General features: G+C 41.3%; 13 protein-coding genes. 5 read left to right on the top strand and 8 right to left on the bottom strand.

All coding sequences use genetic code 11. The annotated features are described in order from the left end of the window. From ACFSKL_RS20445 to ACFSKL_RS20435, 3 genes are read left to right on the top strand one after another with little or no spacing between them, the layout of a single operon-like run. Positions 1-645 carry an O-methyltransferase gene (locus ACFSKL_RS20445; RefSeq protein ID WP_376888853.1) on the top strand — a complete coding sequence of 215 codons (645 nt, stop codon included), beginning with the start codon at positions 1-3 and terminating at the stop codon, positions 643-645. Further along, positions 642-2,234 (top strand): LysM peptidoglycan-binding domain-containing protein, encoded by a 1,593-nt coding sequence (locus ACFSKL_RS20440; protein WP_376888851.1) that lies wholly within the window; start codon positions 642-644, stop codon positions 2,232-2,234. Before ACFSKL_RS20445 ends, ACFSKL_RS20440 begins: the two co-directional genes overlap by 4 nt. A gap of 27 nt (positions 2,235-2,261) precedes the next feature. Further along, on the top strand, positions 2,262-3,251 hold the full coding sequence (locus ACFSKL_RS20435) for a DUF3078 domain-containing protein (RefSeq protein ID WP_376888849.1): 990 nt from the start codon (positions 2,262-2,264) through the stop codon (positions 3,249-3,251). On the opposite strand, the gene ACFSKL_RS20430 is transcribed toward ACFSKL_RS20435, so the two are convergent. The 3 genes from ACFSKL_RS20430 to ACFSKL_RS20420 form a co-directional block, all read right to left on the bottom strand. Continuing rightward, the gene (locus ACFSKL_RS20430; protein WP_376888847.1) at positions 3,248-3,787 is read right to left on the bottom strand and encodes a DNA polymerase III subunit gamma/tau; all 540 of its coding nucleotides are present in this window, start codon (positions 3,785-3,787) and stop codon (positions 3,248-3,250) included. The genes ACFSKL_RS20435 and ACFSKL_RS20430 overlap by 4 nt on opposite strands. Positions 3,788-3,822: 35 nt before the next feature. Continuing rightward, positions 3,823-4,968 carry a DNA polymerase III subunit gamma/tau gene (locus ACFSKL_RS20425; protein WP_376888845.1) on the bottom strand — a complete coding sequence of 382 codons (1,146 nt, stop codon included), beginning with the start codon at positions 4,966-4,968 and terminating at the stop codon, positions 3,823-3,825. 169 nt (positions 4,969-5,137) lie between these two features. Then, complete coding sequence (locus tag ACFSKL_RS20420) at positions 5,138-5,926, bottom strand: DUF481 domain-containing protein (RefSeq protein WP_376888843.1); 789 nt, start codon at positions 5,924-5,926, stop codon at positions 5,138-5,140. A 521-nt stretch (positions 5,927-6,447) separates the two neighbouring features. Between ACFSKL_RS20420 and ACFSKL_RS20415 the strand changes: the two genes are divergently transcribed. Then, a complete protein-coding gene (locus tag ACFSKL_RS20415) occupies positions 6,448-9,933 on the top strand; it encodes a polysaccharide lyase family 8 super-sandwich domain-containing protein (RefSeq protein ID WP_376888841.1) in 3,486 nt (1,161 codons plus the stop codon). Positions 9,934-10,514: 581 nt separating this feature from the next. Here ACFSKL_RS20415 and ACFSKL_RS20410 read toward each other — a convergent pair. The 5 genes from ACFSKL_RS20410 to ACFSKL_RS20390 all read right to left on the bottom strand — a co-directional run bounded on the left by ACFSKL_RS20410 (position 10,515) and on the right by ACFSKL_RS20390 (position 19,116). Next, positions 10,515-11,714: a glycoside hydrolase family 88 protein gene (locus tag ACFSKL_RS20410; RefSeq protein WP_376888839.1), complete on the bottom strand. Its 1,200-nt coding sequence runs from the start codon at positions 11,712-11,714 to the stop codon at positions 10,515-10,517. A 6-nt stretch (positions 11,715-11,720) separates the two neighbouring features. Then, on the bottom strand, positions 11,721-12,896 hold the full coding sequence (locus ACFSKL_RS20405) for a DUF4861 family protein (protein WP_376888837.1): 1,176 nt from the start codon (positions 12,894-12,896) through the stop codon (positions 11,721-11,723). 191 nt (positions 12,897-13,087) lie between these two features. After that, on the bottom strand, positions 13,088-14,710 hold the full coding sequence (locus ACFSKL_RS20400) for a RagB/SusD family nutrient uptake outer membrane protein (protein ID WP_376888835.1): 1,623 nt from the start codon (positions 14,708-14,710) through the stop codon (positions 13,088-13,090). Positions 14,711-14,734: 24 nt separating this feature from the next. Next, positions 14,735-17,881 (bottom strand): SusC/RagA family TonB-linked outer membrane protein, encoded by a 3,147-nt coding sequence (locus tag ACFSKL_RS20395; protein ID WP_376888833.1) that lies wholly within the window; start codon positions 17,879-17,881, stop codon positions 14,735-14,737. An 11-nt stretch (positions 17,882-17,892) separates the two neighbouring features. Continuing rightward, a complete protein-coding gene (locus ACFSKL_RS20390; RefSeq protein ID WP_376888832.1) occupies positions 17,893-19,116 on the bottom strand; it encodes a glycoside hydrolase family 88 protein in 1,224 nt (407 codons plus the stop codon). 589 nt (positions 19,117-19,705) lie between these two features. Here ACFSKL_RS20390 and ACFSKL_RS20385 point away from each other — a divergent pair. Beyond that, a complete protein-coding gene (locus ACFSKL_RS20385) occupies positions 19,706-23,725 on the top strand; it encodes a hybrid sensor histidine kinase/response regulator transcription factor (RefSeq protein WP_376888830.1) in 4,020 nt (1,339 codons plus the stop codon). The last annotated feature ends 120 nt before the right edge of the window (positions 23,726-23,845 follow it).

Below are 23,845 nucleotides of genomic sequence, written 5' to 3'. Positions count from 1 at the left end.
ATGGAATTTATTGCACCTGAATTATTGGCTTACTGTGAAAGCCACACTACTGAGGAGGATGAATTGCTCCTGCACATCACCAGGGAGACCCACGCCAAAGTGATGATGCCACGGATGCTTTCCGGACATTTGCAGGGAAAAACCCTAGAACTGATCACCAAGCTGTTGAATCCAAAAACAATATTGGAAATCGGTACATATACGGGCTATTCAGGCATCTGTATGGCTCGGGGTTTGTCGAAAGACGGAAAGCTGATCACTTTGGACATCAACGACGAAATTGCGCCGATGGTCCGGGAATTCTTCAACCAATCCGGCTTAGCCGATCAGATTGACTATCGATTGGGCAATGCATTGGATCTCATTCCAGCTTTGGAAGGAAACTTTGACATGGTCTTCATCGATGCTGACAAAGCAAATTACATCAACTATTACAACCTGGTCATTGACAGGATGAATCCAGGGGGAATCATCTTGGCTGACAATGTCCTTTGGTCAGGAAAAATACTGGTCCAAGAAGGAAAAAAAGTGGACAAAGACACCAAAACATTATTGGAATACAACAAAATGGTACAAGATGACCCCAGGGTAGAGAATGTACTCCTCCCTATCCGTGACGGCATCATGCTAGCAAGAAAACTATGAAACCAACCCAACTGAATTATACTTTCAAAAATCTCCTTTTCCTTTTTGCACTGTTGGTATTCAGTCAGGCAAATGCGCAGACTCCACAAGTACCAAAAGAAATCAGGTTTGCCGACCTTACCTTGCGACTCAATGAGCAAGCGCGAAGGGAGATCCAGCTAGATGTAGATGCCCTATACAGAAACCCCACCTATTTCAAGACCAAACTGGAAAGGGTCAACCTTTACATGCCTCTTGTAGAAAGGGAATTGCAGAAAGAAGGCGTCCCAACCGACCTGAAATATTTGGTGATACAGGAGAGTAGCCTGATTGCAGACGCAGTGTCCACTTCCAATGCGGTAGGGTTTTGGCAATTCAAAAAAGGGACTGCCGAGGAGGTGTACCTGAGGGTGGACAGCCAGATTGACGAAAGAAAAAACATCATCTCCTCCACTCAGGGAGCCGCAAGATACCTGAAGAAGAACAATGCCCAATTCAACAATTGGATGTGCGGACTTGTCGCTTATCAGATGGGTTTGGGAGGTGCAAAATCCTACTTTGGCACCCAATACAATGGAAAAAAGGTGGTTGAATTAGACAGAAACACCCATTGGTATTTCAAGAAATTCCTTGCCCACAAAGTCGCTTTTGAAGGAAGTAAAGTACAATTGGTATCAAACACAGGCTATCTGGAAGAAATCAGTATTCAAGGACCAACCACACTCAAAGCCGTGGCCTCCCGCTTAAACGTCACCGAGGCACATCTGAAAGAATACAACAAATGGACAAGCAAGGGACAGATACCTGGAGACAAACCATATTCCATTGTGTATCTAAAAAGCGGGTATCCTACCAATCCTGCGGTCTTGACGGAGGCGACAAACCAAGCCGGTTCGAATATCGATTATACGAACACAAAATATAGCCAATCGATCAGACAAGCCAACGCTTATCCCAAAGTATCGGGAAATACCTCACAGGCTACAAAGCCAAACCAAATACTTGTCAACGACATAGAGGGCGTAAAAGCTGCTGTAAGTACTTCGCAAGATGAATTTACAGACCAAATAGGAATGCGGACGGGTAAGTTCAGAAGAATCAATGATCTAGACAAAAATGAACCTGTACAAGCAGGGGAATACTATTATACCGCCAAAAAAAGCACGAAGGCAGAAGCTGAAGTGCATGTTGTAAAAAAGGGAGAGACACTTTGGTCCATTTCACAGAAATACGGGATAAAGCTATCTGCTCTCAAAGCAAAAAACAGAATTCGGGAAGACAACCATCTAGTCCCAGGCATGGTGCTCAATCTACAAGATCATAGAAAAAGAGGCGAAGACATCAAAATACTTCCACTCAACCAACAAAACCAAACTTCTTCAACCGCTACAGTTGTCGTACAGCAAACAAGCCAACCGCCTGTTCCTGCTTCACAAGAGACAAAACAAGCGGCAGCACAGCAAAGCATCTCTCACACAGTGATCAAAGGTGAAAATCTATTTAGAATAAGCCAAAAATATGGTGTAAGAGTAAATGATATCAAACAATGGAATAACCTTAGCAGTGACAACATCCAGCTTGGACAAAAACTGATCATTTTTAAACCATAAATCCCAAAAGTCAAATATCTTTGAACCATGACCAAGAAGCTGTTTCTTCTTTTATTCGCTGTGATAGGATTCACAATGCAAATTCAGGCGCAAGACGATATCCAACTTGCCGACACACTCGTCATCAATGGTGAGACCATAATCATGTTGGGGGATTCTGTGATCATACTAAGGCCTGAGCAACCGGTATACTGGAAAAAGGGGGGCAATTTCAATCTCAGCATCCAACAGGTTAGTCTGACAAATTGGTCTGCTGGTGGTGCCAGCAACCTGGCTTTGAATACTGGCGTAAACCTCTTTGCGAATTTCCAAAAAGACAAAAAAATATGGGACAGCAAACTCACCGTCAACTTCGGTTTCAACAGGCAGAGTGACAGAAGATTTGCCACCAGAAAGACAAACGACAACTTTATATTCGTCAGCAAATATGGTCGGGAGCTGACCCCAAAGTGGTATCTCTCTACACAGATTGATGCAAGGACACAATTGTTGTCTGGATATAGATACTTCAGGCCGAGTGGATCAGAGAGGGACGCAAGATCCAAAATCTCAAACCTATTGGCCCCTGCGTATATTCAATCTTCAACTGGTTTGAACTATAAAAACGAATTGAAGAATGGTGATAAAATATCTGTAATCGGGTCACCTTTTACGGGAAGGTTTACGATTGTAATGGATGACTCCCTCAGCAGGGCAGGTGCATTTGGGATTATTCCCGGTGAAATGGTCAGGGCAGAGGCAGGTATGTCTTTGACTTCGGCTACAGATATACAGCTATTGGAAAACATACGATGGAAACTTGACTTAAACCTCTTTTCCAATTATGAAAAACTGGGAAACATCGTGGTCAATATGAACTCTGTTGTCAGCATGAAAGTCAACAAGTACATTACTACGAGGATAGAAACAGTCCTGATATATGACGAAAGGGTTTTGATCACGAGGTCTGATGACACCAAGGGGCCTGCTATCCAAGTACAAAACCTAATAAATTTTGGGATTGGTGTAGACTTTTAGAAATCCGTCTCCAATCCAAATTTTCTTTGCAACTCCCTCAAGGCTCCATGCTTTTCCAAGAGGTAATTCAATTTATCAGTAGAAGTATATAGTTTTTTGCCTTCGGGAACAGCATCTTCTTGGATTTGGGCAGAAATGGTCACATTGTAATTGTTCAGTCTCCTCCTGACAATATTCATCACCACGTGCTTGTTTTTTGCAAAAATATCTTCCTGAATCTCTCCGTTTAGAAAAAATGTGATATGCTCCCCTTCCAATTTATAAGGTTGCTTAAGAACTGTCACTTCAAGGTTTTTATGGTCTTTTTTGTACTCTTCGACCATTTCATGGAGTACATTCTTGAGTTTGTTTTCGTCGAATACCTCTGCCAATTGGTTGACCTCATCCTTGGCCTCTTGTTCTACCTGTACCGATACTTGAGCCACAGGTTTTGCAGCAGCCATCTTCCTTGCATCCTGGATGGATGACGGTATTGCTATGGTTTTCTGTACTGGGGATTTTTTTGCGCCAAAGGGATTTGCGGCTTCCTTGAACAAAGTTGGCGCTTCCTTCGACTCATCCGACTGATTTGCTAGTCTTTTTTTTTTGTATCTTCCTGTGCCAAGGCCGCCAGGGAAATCGCCTGGTTCAATTTTGACAACTTCATCAAAGCCAACTCTACATGGAGTCTCTGGTTCTTGCTGGACTTGTAATGGATATCGCATTGGTTACAGATATTCATGGCAGAAAGCAAAAACGACAAAGACGCCTCCTTCGATTGCTTCAGATAGCGCACTTTGGCTCCTTCCGATACTTCAAGTAATTCCACAGTCGCTTCATCTTTGCAAACCAACAGGTCACGAAGGTGTTCATTTAGTCCAACAATAAAGTTATGGCCATCAAAACCTTTTTTGAGGATTTCATCAAAAATCAACAAGGTCTGACCAATGCTTTCGGCAATCAATGCATCCACGACTTTGAAATAATAATCATAGTCGAGAATATGAAGATTCGAAATCGTCTCTTGGTATGTGAGCTTATTGCCAGCCGAGTAAGTTACAATCAAGTCAAAAATAGACAAAGCATCCCGCAAAGCTCCATCCGCCTTTGTAGCGATCAGTCTCAAAGCTTCATCTTCATACTCTATTTTCTCTTCGGAAGCAATATAAGTCAAATGCTCAGCAATATCTTTGATCTGGATCCTGTTGAAATCAAATATCTGACAGCGGGAAAGTATGGTTGGGATGATTTTATGCTTCTCTGTAGTCGCCAGGATAAAAATGGCATACTTTGGAGGCTCTTCCAATGTCTTCAAGAAAGCATTGAAAGCCTGGTTCGAAAGCATGTGAACTTCATCAATGATGTAGACTTTGTACTGTCCCTGCTGGGGAGCATATCTGACTTGCTCTACAAGGTTACGGATATCATCCACAGAATTGTTGGACGCCGCATCTAATTCATGGACATTGAAAGAGGCATTGTTGTTGAAGGCCTTGCAGGAATCACATTCGTTGCATGCTTCAAAATCTGATGTTAGGTTTTCACAATTGATGGTTTTTGCCAATATCCTTGCACAAGTAGTCTTACCTACCCCTCTCGGGCCACAAAAAAGAAAGGCTTGCGCCAAATGATTGTTTTTGATCGCATTTTTCAGAGTCGTAGTTATGTGGCTTTGCCCCACTACACTCTTGAAATTGGAAGGTCTATACTTTCTAGCTGAAACAACAAAATTTTCCATCCCTGCAAGATATAAAATTATTGGAAACTAGCCTTTGGACAGGATGAATTTCATTCATTATTTTTCTGCAAAAGCCTGATCCTGTGCCTGATTAAATTTTCATTTATAAATTAGACAAATCGATCTTAAAACTAATGTTTCACACCGAACATCCTGAACATGATCTGTATTAAAAATTGATCGAAAGACCTGTTTTGAATGCATATATCACATTAGTGATAGGTACGACCGGCCTGTCTTCAAAGGACAACTCAAATGTATTGGTAATTGAAAACTTTTCATTCAGCCTCGTATTGAGGATGGTAGAGTTACTGACCCTATTCCTAAACCCAGAAATACTCTTATCATAACCTACCTGGTAATAATTCACCATATTGAAATCCACAAAATCATTGATTGTTGCCCTAAAAGTGATATAATTGGAGCTTTTGAACAAGCTCAATTCCACAAACTCTTCCGAGTGGGGCACTTGCCATTTTTCGAACTCATACATACCTCCTACACCGACCAAAAAGGTGATTTTTGAGGTTTTCACAAAAGTGTGCCTTACTGATCCTCCAGCGATCCACCTTGGATCCAATCCCCTGAAATTATCAAAAGAATACTGTACGAATGTTTCATAATTGGTCGTGTTTTCCCTTAAAAAATTCACCCTTCCATGCATCATCCCAAAATTCAAAAAATCAGAATCGTTTATTTTTAGATAATCAAACTTGGAAATAAACATAAAACCATGTTTTCCCGGATAATATAAAGCATTTACATCGAGATTATACCCAAAAAGGTTGACTGGATCATCGGCTGCCGCACTCCTATTGTAAAGATTGAGGCCAGCTACTGCCTTGAACATAAATACTTTTGAGGTGTCCTTTTCTATTCTTGATCTTTCAATATTCAAAATCTGGGCTTGGGAATAGATAGGTAAAACAAGGAGGATTAAAAACAATATTTTTTTCAAAACGCAATTTTTTATTGAATTGCAAAGGTTTTGATTTTTCGCACACTATCCAAGAAAAACAGGGTTAGATAAGTCCATAACGCAGCAATTATCCCTGCAGTAGTTTGACCTTTATAGAAAAACCCCTCCTTGTTTACACACTTGATCTTGGCAAAAAGCTGAAAGTCAACAAAACTCAGAAGGCTTCTGGTTTATAGACAAAGACAAATTGGTTTGGGAAGCTATCCTGAAGAAATAGAGTAAGCCACTATCATCAAAAAAGACGGCGTAAGTGTTCAGTCTAGGCAGATCCACTTCCAAAATCATTCATAAAAATGCCATTTTCATACATTTTTTCTTTCAAAAATGCCTTAAAAAGAACCCTAAGGGATGTTTTAAAAAAATGTACGATTTTGGAATATTGTTGACAAAATACATACATCATATCAAAATCCCATACCGTAAATTGTATTGTTGAATATGATTACCGGAAAGTAAATGCATATACATAAAACCCAAAATCAACCAAAACACAACCTCAAATGGATAAAAAACTATACTCATTTCTACTCATGTGGATCGGCCTGCAACTTAGTGCGGTTGGAATCCCAAACAGTGACTTTCAAACTATCATGGATAGGGTTTTCGACAATTACCAAAGCAGCCCAACGACAACCAACCTAGACGCAAATGTAGCCAATTTGCTCAGCGGTCTTCAAGCCGATGGTTATTGGAACGACATTTCCTACACCGACCAGTCTCAGACGAATTGGTCACCAGACACACATATCAAGAGAATCGGTGTCCTGACTAAAGCTTACACCAGAAATTCCAGCAGTTATTTTGAAGACAACGATCTACACTCAAAAATCATCTCTGCAATGGTATATTGGACAAACCTAAATCCAGAACCATCATCCAGCAACTGGTGGTACAGGAGTATTAGTGTTCCTTTGGAAGTGGGAAGGATACTGATAAGTATGAGAAAAAGCAATGTGGGCATCAGCAGTCAGCTAGAGACAGCAATGATTTCGTGGATGCTCAAAAGTGTGCCTATCACCACTTCCCCGGGAAAGGATGGCTCCAATCTCACCGATATTTGCCAACACTTTATTATGAGGGCCTGTTTGCTCGAAGACGGTGATTTGTTGAACTATGCGGTGACCCAATCGTCCAACTCTATCTTTATCACTACAGGTGAAGGAATCCAACGGGACAATTCATTCAGAGCCCATGGGCCACAGCTTTATGTCTATGGCTATGGAAGAGAATACCTGTCTGGAATACGAAACATCGCCGTGAATACCACAGGCACAGCCTATGCCATCTCAGCAGAGAAGATTGCCATCATCTCTGATTTCACCAGAAATGGATTCATAAAAACTTCAAGAGGTGCTTTTGCAGACTACAATGCTTTCGGCAGAGGGATCAGCAGGGTCAATGCGACCAGGTCTGATGTCGGATTGATTGAACAAGTGAGAAATTTTGACTTGGAGATTCATGAAGATGAATATGACTTGGCAATACAAGCTATGAGAGGTCAATTGCCATTGAATGTAGCCGTCAGTCCAGGGAATACACATTACTGGAGATCTGATTATTCGGTACACCACAGACCAGCATATATGTTTTCTGTCAATTCAGTTTCTACAAGAACCGTCAAAACAGAAATGGGAAATGGTGAGAATATCAAAGGCCATTACTTGACAGAAGGCTCTAATTTTATAGCTGTAGACGGAGATGAGTATTTCAATATTTTCCCAGTTTGGGAATGGAATAAAATCCCCGGGACTACCATTCCTGAAAGTGAAAGTTACCCTTCTAGAACTGCATGGGGAAATAATCCCGGAAAAACGTCATTTGTTGGAGGAGTCTCTGATGGGATTTATGGGGCAAGCACTTTTCATCTAGACGATTACCAATCCAAAGCAAAAAAATCATGGTTCTTTTTTGACGAGGAAGTAGTGGCACTGGGAGCTGGAATCCAATCCAATGCCAGCCAAAACCTGAACACAACCGTCAACCAAACCCTCCTAAAAGGTTCTGTATCTATTTCAAGCAATCAGCAAGAACAAAGCTTGACCCAAGGGTCACATCAATTCCCGAACGGACTGGATTGGGTATGGCATTCAAAAGTAGGCTATCTTTTCCCAGAGGGATCAAATATAAAAATCAGTAACCAAACACAAACTGGATCTTGGAGCAGTATCAACCAAACGCAATCTTCAGCTTCTGTAAATGAAGAAGTGTTCAAACTTTGGATAGATCATGGCATAAATCCAAACCAAGCCAAGTACGCCTATATTGTTGTTCCGGGATTAGAAAGCCCAAGCCAAATGGGAAATTATGATGCCCAAAACATCAATATTCTTTCCAATACAGATTCCATACAGGCAGTTCAGCACTTGGGATTAAATATCACTCAGGTCGTATTTCATAAGGCTGGGGTTTTGGAGTTTGGGGGTTTTGCGGTAAAATCAAACCATCCTTGTATCCTCTTACTGAAATCCATAAGCCCAGAGGCTGTACAGATTGTGGCATCTGACCCAACGCAAACTTTGCAGAGCGGTTTGAGAATCGGATTCAAATTTCCGGGAACAACTAGTTTTAGGATGTCAGAAATCGCTTTGCCTACCGGAGATAACGCAGGAAGCTGCACCAGCACAGCAATTGATTTGAATTCACCCGAATATCAAGACGCAATCGACCCTCTCAAAACAGTAGCCATTGAAGATGCTTTTGTCAGAAACGGCAGCTACGCATCCACCAACTATCCTACAGGAAATCTGGTTGTCAAAAATGATGGTGAAGGTTGGGCAAGGGAAGCATTTGTAAAATTTGACCTGAGCCATCTCCCTACCCTTTTGGACTCTGCAATCTTACAACTCCGTGTCAACAATGCCAATGCAACGGTAAACCAAACCACTTGGCAATTTCATTTGGTAGAAGATAATAATTGGTCGGAGACAAGTTTGACTTGGAACAACAAACCATCCAGCAATTCAATTATTGCCGAAGTCCAAGGCATGCCGGCTGGCTCTTTTGTGAAATTCACCATACCATCCCAAATTTTAGACAATTTAGAAGCCGAAAAGAAACTTAGCATAAGAATCACTTCGACTACAGTTGGAAGCACTACTGATGCGCAATTTTCTTCGAGAGAGCACCAGACTCCAGATTACCGGCCTACAATTTTAGCTTACCCATCTCAAATACCAGAAGAAGATTTGATAGGTGTGTTGCCAACCGATGATACTTTTATACAAGATTCGGATGCAAATGGCGATGCCAAGGACAAGAACTATGGTACTGCTGGTTTTTTGGCAAGCCAAACTGGCGGTTACCAAAGAGTCACATACCTCAAATTTGATCTTGGTGAATTGGAAAGCGATCCCGTCTATGCACAATTAAAACTTTATAGCTTGTCTTCCGCAGCAAATACAAATTGGGAATTGTACTTGCTCGATGACAACAACTGGGAAGAAGGCAATGGCAATTGGTCCGGAAATGGCACTTATGGACTCACTTGGAACAATGCCCCAACGACGGGAAACTTGATCATGTCCCAACCTGGTCTTCAAGAAGCTGGTTATGTGACTTTTGATCTGACAGAAATATTAAAAAACTCGGAAGAAGCACAAATTTACAGCTTTAGGATAGTTTCTACACAGTCAAACACCTATACCTCTTTTGCTTCAAAAGATGCTGCAAACGAATCCCAAAAACCAAAACTCGAATACATTTTAGGCGAAATTGAACCAGAACAAATCCCTGAGATCACTTCAAAAGCGCCTTCTGTCTTATTGTTCCCCAACCCTACAAATGACATTGGAACAGTCAATTGTGACAAAATAATCAGGGCTGCTGTAATAAAAGACAAGTCGGGAAACACCATTAAAGAAGAATATGGTATTGATAGAAATTCATTTGAAATTAACCTGAATGGTTTGAAAAATGGACTCTACTACTTGACCATATTCGGGGATGACTTTCAAATAACAAAGAAAGCCATAAAAAGAGGACAGTAAAATAATCCTACTTTGTCAAATATGATTATCCGCTATTTTGTCACTAAGGAAATAGTAAGGCATAATGTTGCGGATAATCGTCAACTACGCCACGCCTGTCCGCCGTGGTGGAGCGCACGAGTGTCAACAGACTACGGTCAACAGATTGGATATAACAGTTGTTGGGAATATTTTATAGATCTACTGGCAAGAAAGCGTATACACGTATTTTCAAATTTATAAAAAAGGTTACGATCCTCGTGCTTTAGCTTGATAAGGTAGGGATAAGGATAAATCCAAAAATAGTCAACAGTCGATAAGCGACTGTTGACTATTTGAGTTTAATTGCTTTTGAGGAGGGTCCGCACAAAGAAATCCGCTCCCATTTTTCTTAGAAAACAAACAGAACCCTACAGGGAAAGCAGACCTGAGATCTGATTTACCCAAAGCGTATGGCTAATCGGAGATTTCAGGCCTACGCCCATCACCTTGGTCGGTGAGGACACCGACCAATCCAGCTAGGACAACCCTCGAAGGATTCCTCATTTTGAAATTGTTAAAAGCGATTTCCGTGGTTATCGTCCCTAAAGATCGAAGACATCCTATTTTTCATTCAGATACCACTTTTTGTATCTCAACAGAGCTTCCACATAATAATAATCCGCATAGGTCAATGGAACATCCACTTCTGAATTTGCCTTGAAATGACCGACAGAATGTTTCAACAAGAAACCTCCGGCTTCTTCCCCCCTGGCCCTGTATTGGTCTGAAGAAAGGTTTTTCATAATTTTCTTTGCTTTATCTACATAGGATTTTGCCTTATCTCCCGACACATACTGGGCCAGTTCCAAAAGTGCAGATGCATTGATAGCAGCAGCGGAAACGTCCCTTTTTTCCTGATTTTGTTCAGTAATGTCAAAATCCCAATAAGGAACCAAATCTTCCGGGAGATTGGGGTGTGCAAAAATAAATTCAGCGATTGCATTTGCTTGGTCAAGATAAGCCTTGTCTTTGGTAAGCCTGTACATGACCGTATATCCATAGAGTCCCCAAGACTGCCCTCTTGCCCATGCCGATTCATCATGAAGTCCCTGAGCGGTTTGCTTTGCCAGGACTTTACCATCTGCAGGGTCATAATCAATCACATGGTAAGAACTATTGTCTTCCCTAAAATGGTTTTTAAGTGTTTGTTTTGCATGCCTGATCGAGATTTCTTTGTACTTTGGATCACCACTGTACGCGCTCGCCCAAAACAAAAACTCCAAATTCATCATATTGTCAATGATCACAGGATATTTCCATTTTCCATGATCCCAAGACCTGATTACCCCAGCCTCTTCTTTGAATCTGGTTGCCAATGACTCAGCCCCAGTGAGCATCACTTGCTTATATTGGTCACTTGGATGAAGTCTATCCGCATTTCCAAAACTGCAATACAGCATAAAACCCAAATCATGCGTTCCTTTGTTGTGCTTTTCAGACTCTAATATTTCAAGCTTTTTGACGCCAAGATCCCAAATTTCACGATCTCCTGTGAGCTCATAGATATAAAACAATGTACCTGGATAAAAACCAGAAGTCCACCAAGAAGTAGAAGAAGATTCCCATTCATTTTTTTCCGAGAAATAAGTCTTGGGCATTCTGTCCTCCGGAGTATTCGCTGACAAAAACATATATTGTTCAGCAGCTACCTTTGCTTCAGACTCAATCAGCATTTTCCACTCGTCTTTTACTTGGACACTGGCACATCCCAGCATCCCCAAAGCCAGCAAAGCAAGACTTAGGCACATTGTTTTTTTCATTTTCAGTTAATTTAAAATTTCTATTTTAGGTTTGTTTTTAAGTCTTTCGGAGAATCCTTTTAGGTAATCCTCCCATTCGGTCCGATTGGTGATCAGGCCAGCTTGATCCCAGGCAAAGCCTGCATAATACGTAATCTTGGCATTTTCAACTTTGACATTTACCAACAATTGGCTTTGGTCCACGTAATCCGTCTTATGCTCCAAATGGCTTTCTACTGGATTAGCCACAACTATAGCTGTACCGATTTCCGTCCCAGACATAGGTTCCCATTGGGCAAAATACCCAAGATCAGAGTTCACAAATACTTCTCCTTGTTTTTCATGCAAAGTGATCCCAGCTGTGAGAAATGGAAGTTCATTTCCCTGCAACTCTTCAACTGTAATTTCATATTTTGAAAGCTGGCTGCCAAGGTCTATACTGATGGTTTTTGTCTCCTTTATCGTTAACCCATTAGCTTCATATGGTGCATAGTTCAGCTTGAAAACTGTCCTCAAAGGACCATTAGCCAAAATCTCGTAATCAGTAAAGTTCACTGCAGCGTACAATGTATCACCAGCCCAATACCCCGAACTACCAACCCCACGGCTACTTCCCACGTGATAATAATCTGCACCTTCACCATCATCTTTGTGATAAGTCCCAGGTGTATTCAATTCTTTGTCATACCATTTGTCTATGATCAGGTAAGACACTTTCTTATGCCAGGCATCTATCCCTGAAGATAGTGTCCCCCCGCTTTTCCCTTCCAAAACCAAGTCCATGGCATTTGGTCCATAGGTACGAAATGCCACCTTATCGTTTTCCCAGGCAAAATCATCTGTCCTCTCAGGAACAAATCTTGCATAAGTGCTTATTTCGGGATTCATTTGGGAATCTGCACCAGTACTTATCGAAATCACCTTTTCTTCCCCTGCCCCAATACTGACAGCCAACAACAACTCGTCCTCCATCCACTGATAAGGTATCATAGAATCCTGCCCGCTTTCTTTCACGTTTAGATCTTCCTCCCAATGCATTTCAAACAGTTCCGGAATATCATCCTTTGAAAGGCTGATAACCGTCAAGGGGTGGGAAACTGAGCTGCTGACTTTGATTTGGTATCCCTGTTGCTCTTCACATCCAAAGCAAAGCAACGCTATCAAAGACAAAATACAACAATGGGTAAATGTGATTTTTTTCATGGCTTGTTTATTTTTATCGCTCAAGATACCATTCATAGAAACCCATCACAATCATTTTTCCACGAATGTCGATGATTTTGTATTTTTTAAAATTTTACCCAACATTTTGTAAATAGAGATTGCCAAACCTCCCGGAACTTTGAAGTTAAAGTTGCCCCCGGAGATTTAGCAATCTGATCTTTATATTGAAATCACCAATTTGGGTTTTGCTCCAAGCTTGGATTTAAACCCAGTTCATTGATTGGAAGTGGCCATAGATAATCCCTGTTTGGATCAAAGCTTCTATTCTCGGCTCTTTGAAGTACGATAAAGTTATCTTCATTCACTTCAGGGGTTACAGCTGTACCAAATTCCTCTTCGAAGTAATAATTCCCCAACACGGCTTTAGGCAACTCAATCTCCGCAGTCTTCCATCTGATTAAGTCCCAGTACCTGAATCCTTCCAAAGCCAATTCCACCCTTCTTTCCCTCCTGATTTCCTGCAGAACATCAAGATCATTCTGGGATGCAAATGCATTGGACAAGTTTGCCACACCTGCCCTCGTTCTGAGCCTATTGACAGTAGCGTTGAGATCTTCATCTGAGATGGTGCCATTGAGCTCATAAGTTGCCTCAGCAAAATTCAACAATACTTCAGCATAACGAATGATGGTATAGTCAATGAAAGAGCGGGAATTCTGCCAGTCCACAGGGTTTGCATACCTTCTGTTTGCATATCCTGTTCTTTGGAAAGACAGGTTAGGCACATTAAAAAGTGGCATCGTACCGATATATGGATCCCCTTCCTTAAACAAAGTAGCCGCCATTCTCAAATCCCTGTCCTCAAAATCATCCAAGATTCTGGTTGGAGTCTCATACAATGGTGATTTTTCTATTGGCAACCCATCTACCATCAAATAAGAATCCACCAGGGCTTTTGTTGGGTTTGCGGCTCCGGTTTCCAAATTCCGCTGTGCATTGTGAAACAATACCGCATCCGATAAAGAAATACCATATTGCCTTACAAGGATATTCTCCCTGTTAGCTCTTCCTTCGCCTGCATATTGGAACAAGTCAAAGTACGATGACAACAAATCATGCTCCCCAGAATCCATGCAAGCTTTCGCCGCCGCTATAGCTAGGGTAAGATGCCTGTTCGCATCCCCTGTCTGGTGGTATTTTGCAAAAGTACCTTCAAACAGTGCTACTCTTGATTTAAAAGCCATTGCTGTAGTATTGGAAATCCTACCATAACCCGATTCACCCAAACGAGTCGGTGTTCTCAAATTATTTATGGCAAAATCCAAATCGGCGTAAATAATATCCACTACTGATTCTCGTGGATCGGCAGGCGCAAAAAGCTTATCATCTGTTTCTATCAGTGTCTCCAATATCAAAGGGACATTGCCATAGCGCTGCACCAAGCCAAAGTAAGCCCACGCCCTAAAAAACCTCGCCTCTGCAAGATACCAATCCAAGTTTTCCTGCGACACTCCAAACTCCAATACACGAGGCCCTTTTTGTAGGATATTGTTAGCCGCCCTGATCAGTCTGTATGGATTATTATAGTTCCCGTCAGTGGAAGGAGGAAGTCTAGTCCCATCACTGATGGGATTTGGTCCAATTCCAAAAGCATCATCAGACCATACGTCAGTAGTTACCGGCAAAGTTGGCAGGAAGGTGTACATATAGTTTGCAGCCATCCTGATATCATTTTCACTTCTCCAAAAAGTAGGATCTGTAATTTGGGTTTCGGGCAGTCTATCTATGTCGCAAGAAATGATTCCAAAGGTCAACACACAGGCCAATGGGAATAATATATATTTTATTTTCATGATTTCGAAGGTTTTAGGTTTGTATTAAAACGTCAGGTTGATCCCTCCGGCAAATGTGCCAAAGAAAGGATAATCAGCTCTTACACTATTTGTATTCTCTGGATCAAACACACCATTGAACACCCCCATATTGGTTTTTGTCCATATATCTTGGCCAGTCACGAATATCCTTGCCCGGGTGATTTTTGCCCTCTGAAGTATGGATGGCGAGAAAGAATAGCCCACTTGGATATTCTTCAACCTGATATAGCTCCCATCAAGTACCCATCGATCAGATGGAAGATAATTGTGGAATCCATTGAGAAATGGCCTTGGAAAAGCTGCATTTGGGTTTTCGGGCGTCCAATAGTCTCTATGATGTTCCATTGGCATAAACCATCCCTGAAGCATTGGAGCCAACATTTCTGTATTGGGCATAAAACTTCTCCTTCCCACTCCCTGAAAGAAAATACTGAAATCGAAATTTTTGTAATTGGCAGAAGCATTGAACCCAAACAACATTCTTTGCTGTGTAGACCCGAGCAAGGTCATATCCCCAAGATCGTCGGTAGTACCCCTTCCTTGGGTGATTCGATCATCTCCATCCTGGTTGATATACCTGATATCTCCCAAGCCCGTATTGTTGTCTTGGAAAGGTGAGTTTTGCACTTCTTCTATCGAGGAAAAATACCCAGGAGCTGTCTGATATCCCCAAATAGTCCCCAATGGATAACCTTCCACAATATTGTTTAACCCCAAGCCTACTACATTTCTTCCCGAAAACTCTACCAAACGGTTATTGTTATCCGATAGATTGAAGCCAATATTATAGCTGAAATCATCCCCAATCTTATCCCTATACTGCATTTCCAGTTCCCATCCCCAAGATTTCAACACTCCATTGTTAATCTTTGGGCTTCCCACACCAAATGTCGCAGGCAGCTGCAAAGGAGTAAGCATGTCTCTATTGTGCTTGATATAATAATCAAAACTCAACTGTAGCTTATTTTCCAAAAACCCTAAATCCGTACCATAGTTAAAGGTCTCAATCGTCTCCCAAGCCAATGTCGAAGATGGGACTGAATTCTCCCAAAAATAAGTGGAACGTTGCTCCGTACCTCCCAAAACCAGCGAGGATCCTCTGGATAGCAAACTTAGGTAGTCATATGAACCAATGATGTCAGGTGCCAATGCGGAACCAAGCCTACCCCAAGACGCCCTCAACTTCAGTTCATATATGAAATTCAAGTTGTTCTGCATGAAACCTTCCCTGTGGATATTCCAACCTGCAGATGCAGATGGAAACACCTTGAATCTCAACCCTGGCGCCAACCTGGAATTTTCGTCACCCCTGACAGTGGCTTCCAATAAGTATTTCCCATCAAAATTGTAGTTGACCCTTCCAAATACTGATTGGTTGGCTGTTGTATTGATGTTTTCATTGGTTATTCTTGTATTCTCATCACCCAAATTGATTGAAGGTAGATCATTGCTGATCAAGCTTCTTGCTTGGGAAAAAAGGGAGGTAAACCTATAATCTTCATATTGAAAACCTCCCAGAAGATGGAATTTGTGTTTTTCATGGAGTACCAAGTCATAGTCTGCCAGCATCTGAAAACTGGTATTCAAAACACGCTGCTTGGTGAGTTCATATACATTGGGATTATTGAGGATAAAAGCGGGATTTTCGCCCCCTTTATCCCATAAGTTGACTGTCCGTGCAAAACGATCCCTATCGACGGTTCTATACTGGCGTCCATAAATCGCCCTGATCTGTAAACCCTTCACAAAATCTTTTGCAGTCGCTGTGAATACCCCATCAAAATCATTCCTGGATGTATTGTCATACCCTCCTTCTGTCAAGATTGCATAGGAATTGTTCCCGGAAGTACCTGCCCCACCAAACAGCCTTCCATCTGGCATGAACACGGGAAACCTCACCCTTGCTTGATATACCTGCTGGAGCAAACCATAACCACTGGCACCAACTGATGGTGCCTCTGTATTGTGCTGGGTATATGCAATCCTAGAATCCAAACGGATATGCTTGGTAAGTTCCGTACCCAAATTCACCCTCGCATTGTACCTGTTGAAATTATCAGGGCCGACTTTGAACACCCCTGCTTTCTCATAGTATCCCATCGAAACCATGAAATTTGTCTTATCATTTCCTCCCCTGGCGCTCAGGTTATGTGTTTGCATTGGAGAATTGTCTCTCAAGACTTGATCTCTGATGCTTTGTTGGTTGAAAGTAATCCAGCGATTAGGGTTGTTTGGATCTGCGACAAACTCCACCCCATCCCTGATGTATTGGAGTGCCTCTTCGTTATATTCCGGTCCCAGCCCTCTGTTGGATCTGGCCAGGTTTGAGTATTCAGCCTCTTCCAATAAGGACATTCTTCCGGGCACATTCAGTGCCCATTCGGTCCCTATCTGATTGGAGTATTCAAATACAGTCTTTCCTGACTTTCCTGCTTTGGTCGTCACCAAGATTACACCACCCGCAGCTTGCGCACCATAGATGGCAGCAGCGGCAGCATCTTTCAGTACTGTCACAGATTCTATGTCATTAGGATTGAGCGTTTGCATAGTAAACAATGGTGCCGGAACACCATCTACCATCAGCAATGGATTCACATTTCCATTTGCAGATGTCGCTCCCCTTACTTGGATATTAATCCCCTCTGCACCAGGCTGACCGGTATTTCTGGTGACATTAAGTCCTGGAGTAGTCCCCTGCAAGGCAGTCGCCAAGTTTGGGACTGGCCTGTTCTCGATCATCTCTTTGCTGACTGTGGATACGGCTCCGGTCAGATTCGCTTTTTGTTGCGTACCATATCCTACCACGATCACTTCCCCCAATTCGGAAATATCTTCTACTAATTCTACCTCAACTACAGTTTGATTTCCTAAGGTTATTTCCTTTTTGGAATAACCAATAAATGTGAATTCAAGTGTTGGATTACCTGAAGTGATGGACAGTTTAAAACTCCCATCAATTTCTGTAACAGTCCCATTGGAAGTCCCTTTTTCTATTACGTTTACCCCCGGGATACCTTCCTTCGTACTACTGTCTATGACCATCCCACTTACCGACTTTCCAGTTTGGGCATAGAGTCCGTGATGGCTATGGAAGCACAGCAATATGCAGAGCATCAGGGAGCCAATGATTTTAAAGTAATGTTTCTTCATGATTTTTAGGTTTATTTATTGTTAACTAGAGTGATTTCAATTTCATTTAATCTGTAGATGGCTTCCAAAAAGTAGTAATCAGCATAGTTGAGAGGCACATCTATCTCCTCATTGTGTGGAATACTGCCTGTACAGTGCTTGATCAAAAAATGATGGTTTTCACCCAAGGAAGCTAGATACTTCGTTGAACTGAGATTAGCCACCATCGATTCTGCCTTTGACAAATACTCGCTCGAAGAAAATGAGTCTAACTGGATCAAGGCTGAAGCAACTATGGCAGCAGCCGAAGCATCTTTGGGCACTTCTGCCGATGGTTGCAAACTCAAATCCCAATGAGGCACCATATCTGCGGGCAAATGACTGTGTTTCAAAATATAATCAGCGATATTTTCAGCCAATTCCAAATAGGCTTCATCCCCGGTAAATGCATAGGCACATGTAAATCCGTATAATCCCCATGCCTGACCACGTGCCCAACTGGAATCGTCAGAAAAACCTTGTGCCGTTTGATGACTTAGAGCTTTTCCCGTAACTGGATCAAAATCCACCACATGGAAGGAACTGAAGTCATTGCGAAAAAAATTTTCCATCGTGGTATTGGCATGGGCTATTGCCACATCTTTGTATTTTGATTCGCCAGTCCATTCGGTAAGCCTAAAGAGGAGCTCAAGATTCATCATATTATCAATGATCACCGGAAAAGTCCAACCACGCTGGCTCTGCCACCCCCTATCCACATCCCATGACTGAATCGCCCCTACAGTTGGGTTAAATCTCTCGATCAACACATCCCCTGCCTCTATAAGCACCTTTAAAAATTCTTCATCCCCTGTCAATCTATACCCATGCCCATAAGAATTGTTAAACACAAAACCCAAATCATGCGACCCTTTGAAGTGCCTCATATCCGAATGAAGGCTTTGGAAATAATTCGCTTCCTGAGCCCAAGTTTCATCTCCCGTCATCTCAAAAACATACCATAAGCTACCTGGAAAAAATCCTGCCGTCCAATCAAACCCTTTATAAACCCCTTTGATTTCACCATTCTTTACGGTACGTGGGATAGAATTATTTTCCCGACCCCATTCTACCAATCCTTTAAATTGTAGGGGGATGATTTTCTCTAAGTTTTGTGGGCCATTTATTTCTTTGCTATTCAATTGCCCGCATGAAATGATGGACAAAGCGAAGAAAATATTCAAGCAGTGAGAGATGATTTTAAAATGCATTTTCATGGAAATAGTTTTTTTCTATGGCTGCAAATTACTCCCCATGAATCAATAGGAACGTACAGAATCCTCCATATAAGTTCCAAAATAATCCCAGTCAAAAACAAAAGAGAAAAAGCCGTCCAAACTCAACCCTAAGGTGATTTCCAATAAAAAATATGTACAATTTTGGCATTAATCTGTACGATTTTGGCACTCAGATTCATACTCCACCTTAACTTTGTCATCCAATCCAAAATATTAGATGAAGTAACTGAAATGCACCCCCTCACATTTCTTTATATGAGTATCCGCAATGTTGCACGTTGAGTAAGAAGTAGCCTTATAAGTTGCGTATACTCATCAATAACTTGTGCGCCACGGCGTAGTCAACAGAACAACAAATCGTTCATCCAACAATCTATTGTTTGGCTACGTGCAAGAAAGCGGACATACAAAATGTTTTATATACTTATGATATTTCCTTCATTTCTTTGAAAAAACAAAATATAGGTGTGTAATACGAAATAAAAACTATCGGAATCGGACCAAAAAGTAAGCTTAAATTCAAAGGTTTTATTTAAATTGTGTTTGCAAGTCTAAATCAATAAAAGAAATGATCATTCACCTGAAAAAATATTACAGGATTGTTTTCATCTTATGGACAGTGTATTTGCAACACCCAAGACACCTCAAAGCCCAAGATTTGCCTTTGACTTTTTATCATATTGGAGTGAATGAAGGATTAAGCTCAAGCAATACACTCTGCCTACATGAAGATCATTTGAATAGGATTTGGGTGGGCACTATGGATGGACTGAACCTGTACGATGGACAGCGTGTGAAAACTTTTCAACCGACAGAAACTTCGGAAAATTCCCTTTTAGGCCACCATGTAAAAAAGATCATCCAAAAAAAGAATAAACTTTGGGTGCTCACCAACTCAGGAGTATCTTCCCTCGATCTGGAAACATTGAAATTCAAACAATATCCTGTAGTGGAAGCAATATCAATTACCACTTACAAGGATGACATTCTTTTGGCGACCAGTTCCGGACTCAAAATCATCGATGAAGACAAAGATATCCTGAGAGCTAGTCCACTTTTTCTCAACGAAGGACAAGGGTTTTCGGCATTCTACGAGTCAGAACAGTACCTATATGCCACCACATATTCACAGTGGCTTTATGTACTGAACAAATCCGATGAAACCATTCAGAAATCACACATCCCAGAAATCGGCACAGCCAACCAGATCACCGTCGAAGATGGCAACATCTGGGTGGCAAGCTACACCAATGGACTCTTGGAAATCAGCCCCCAACTAAAAATAAAAAACCATTTCCACACCCATGCAGACAGTGTCTTCAAGATCAACAACAACAGTGTAAGAACCGTGAAAATTGACTCCCAAGGCAAAGTTTGGATAGGGACATTTCTTGGACTCCATGTCTACGACCCTGTTGAAAACACCAATAGTCTATTCAATTCAGACCCACTTGTCCCTGGCAGCCTTTCCCATCACTCAGTATGGGACATCTTAGAAGACCACCAAAAATCCATTTGGTTGGCAACCTACTACGGCGGGCTGAGTTATGTTCAACCCAATCAAGAACTCTACAGACGCTACTTTCATCATATCCCTTCGAAAAACAAGCTTGGACACAATGTCCTCGGACAAATTCTTGAGGATGACAAAAACAATCTTTGGATAGCTACCGAAGGAGGTGGTTTGGATTATTTTGATCGAGAGAAAAACCAAATCACCAATCACGCTTGGTTGGGAAACAAGGATGGGTTTGCAGGGAAAAACATCAAATCCCTCTGGCTAGACAAAAACAAAACACTCTATATCGGTACCCATGAGGGTGGCCTCTTCAAAATAGACATCCCATCATTGGCTGTAAAAAACCTGGCGACTTCTCCGGGATCAAAATTTTCAGTCATTGACATCAAACCTTATCAAGATAAATTGTTGTTGGCCACTTCCATTGGATTAAAGAAATACAATCCCGAAACCAATCAGTACCAAGATTTTTTTCAGGATTGGCCATCCAATGTAAAAACCCCAAATGGCTGCAATACTGTCCTGATAGACAAGGAAAAAAAAGTATGGATAGGGACCAAAAGGGAAGGGATATTCGTGGCAGATCCCATGAGTCACAAGGTGACACTTCTCAATAAATTCAACTCCAATCTCAACAGCAACGACATCTTCAAATTCTATCAAGACAGCCAGGACAGAATTTGGGTAGCGACCACAGGTGGTGGCTTGAGTCTTTTTGACGAAAAATCTGGGGACTTCAAAACATTCACGCAAGACAGCCATGGAATCCCAAGCAATCTTATCTATGGCATTCAAGAATCGAAGTTTGACAACTATTGGATCGCTACCAGCAAAGGTTTGATCCGGCTGGATTTGGACAAAGAGCATTTTTACAACTTTGACCACAATTCTGGCTTCCCCCTGAGGGAGATCAATCAATCATCCTTATTGCTCACATCTGATGGGCAAGTATTCGTCGGTGGTGTAAGCGGCTTGGTCTCGTTTGATGAGCAGGCGAGTCTCAAAAGGCTAAAGTTGGAAAAACCTTATATTTCAGAACTGATTGTCAACAACCAGAAGGTATCACCATCCAACAATGGCATCATAGAAGCTGACATCCCTTTTCTTTCCAAAATCACCCTAGAACCAAACCACACCTCACTTACCTTAAATTTTGCTTCTGGCAACTACATCCAAACCCACAAAAGCAAGTTTCTATATAAAATGCAGGGGTTTGACAAGGATTGGATTGCACCACAGGGGCAGTTTTCGGCTTCGTACACCAATTTATCTCCGGGAGATTATAAGTTTTTGGTCAAAACCTATGATCCACAATATCAGGACAATTTTGTAGAAGCATCGATAGACATAAAAATCAATCCCCCATTTTACAAAACCAATTTGGCCTATTTTCTTTATGCAATTATCGTGTTGGCATTGATCATCTCAATAAACTATATCTACCTATATAGAACAAGGCTGATCGATCAATTGGTTTTGGAGAAAAAATCAAAAGACCAAATGGCTCAAGCCAACAACCAAAAGCTGGAGTTCTTTACCAACGTATCCCACGAATTTATCACCCCTCTTTCCATCATTACCGGTACTTTGGAAGGCTTGATGGAAAACAGCAAACTCCCTAAATCATTGTTCAACAGAATTCAGATTGCCTATAAAAGCTCAAACAGACTGAAAAATTTGGCAAAGGAACTGCTCGATTTCAGAAAACTCGAAAAAGGCCATTTGAAAATCAATGCATTTGAATCCAACTTCAGCGAATTTCTTGGGGAAATTTTCAATTCATATGACAACATTGCCATTGATAAAAAAATCAACTACACCCTGAATATGCCTGAGGGTAAAATATACCTGACATTTGACCCGGAGCAGCTGGAGAAGGTATTTTTCAACTTACTCTCAAACTCCTTCAAACACATCCCTCCACATTTTGGGAGCATCACATTGAGTGTCATCGAATCTATGAATCATGTAGAAATCAAGATCCAAGACAATGGAGAAGGAATCCCAGAAAATGAAGCCAAAAGGATTTTTGATAGGTTTTATCAAATAGAAAACCTCCATAAACAAACCAACAAATTCGGGACTGGAATTGGATTGGCTTTATCCAAGGGGATCATTGAAGCACATGGAGGTGAGATCAGAGTTGAAAGTCAACCTGAGAGGGGCAGTGTTTTTTGCGTGAAGCTTTATAAAGGAAATCGTCATTTTAAAGCTTCAAACCTCTTGCAACGCGACGAAGGGAATGGCTATCAGAAAAATATCCAAATGACACATACTGAAGACATTCCCAAGCCTGAATTGCCCAAAAATGCACCAAAAATCCTATTGGTTGATGACAATGAAGATTTCAGAAATTACATCCAAAGTTTTCTGTATGACAGCTTCCATATAATCCAAGCCTTTGATGGACAGGATGGACTTATGAAAGCAATCCAAGAAAAACCGGACCTGATTATCAGTGATGTCGTTATGCCTGTGCTTTCCGGAACACAGATGCTTGAAAAATTGAAAAGAAACATCAAAACAGGACACATTCCCATTATACTATTAACCGCAAAAATCGAAACAGAACTCAAAATCGAAGGATTGGAAAATGGCGCGGATGATTACCTTTCCAAACCAGTAAACCCTGTAATACTAAAGACCAAAGTAAATAACATACTGAAAAACAGGAAATTATTCCAAGAAAACTTCAAGGAGAAGAAAAAAATCAAAATCAAACAAACTACATTACCCAAAGTAGATGATGAATTCCTAAACAATGCCAAAAAGTTTGTTGAAAAAAACATAGAAAAAGAGGACTTGAATGTCAATACCATGGCAAAAGAATTGGGAATCAGCAGAACCAAGCTTTATTTCAAAATAAAAACATTGACAAACAAGACACCAAATGAATATATCCTGGACATCAGACTTCAGAAGGCTGCCAAGATCATCTCAAGATATCCCCACAAAAGCTTGGCTGATGTAGCTTATCAGACCGGCTTCAGTACTGCAAGATATTTTAGCAAATGCTTCAAAAACCACTTTGGGGTCAATCCGTCTCAATATGCACAGGACAAACATTAGTGTGTAATTTTAGTACCAAGTACAAAGTACAAAGAAGCTTCCAAATCCAGGGATTACCCAACTTTCAAACCTTGCAACTTTACAACATTCAAACACCACACAAACTTTTTAACAATTCCC

Origin of the sequence: Belliella marina (assembly GCF_042682445.1) — a bacterium.
In the GTDB taxonomy this organism is placed as follows: domain Bacteria; phylum Bacteroidota; class Bacteroidia; order Cytophagales; family Cyclobacteriaceae; genus Belliella; species Belliella marina.
Note: the sequence above shows the minus strand (reverse complement) of the source record. Positions and strands in the feature narration are given on the sequence as shown.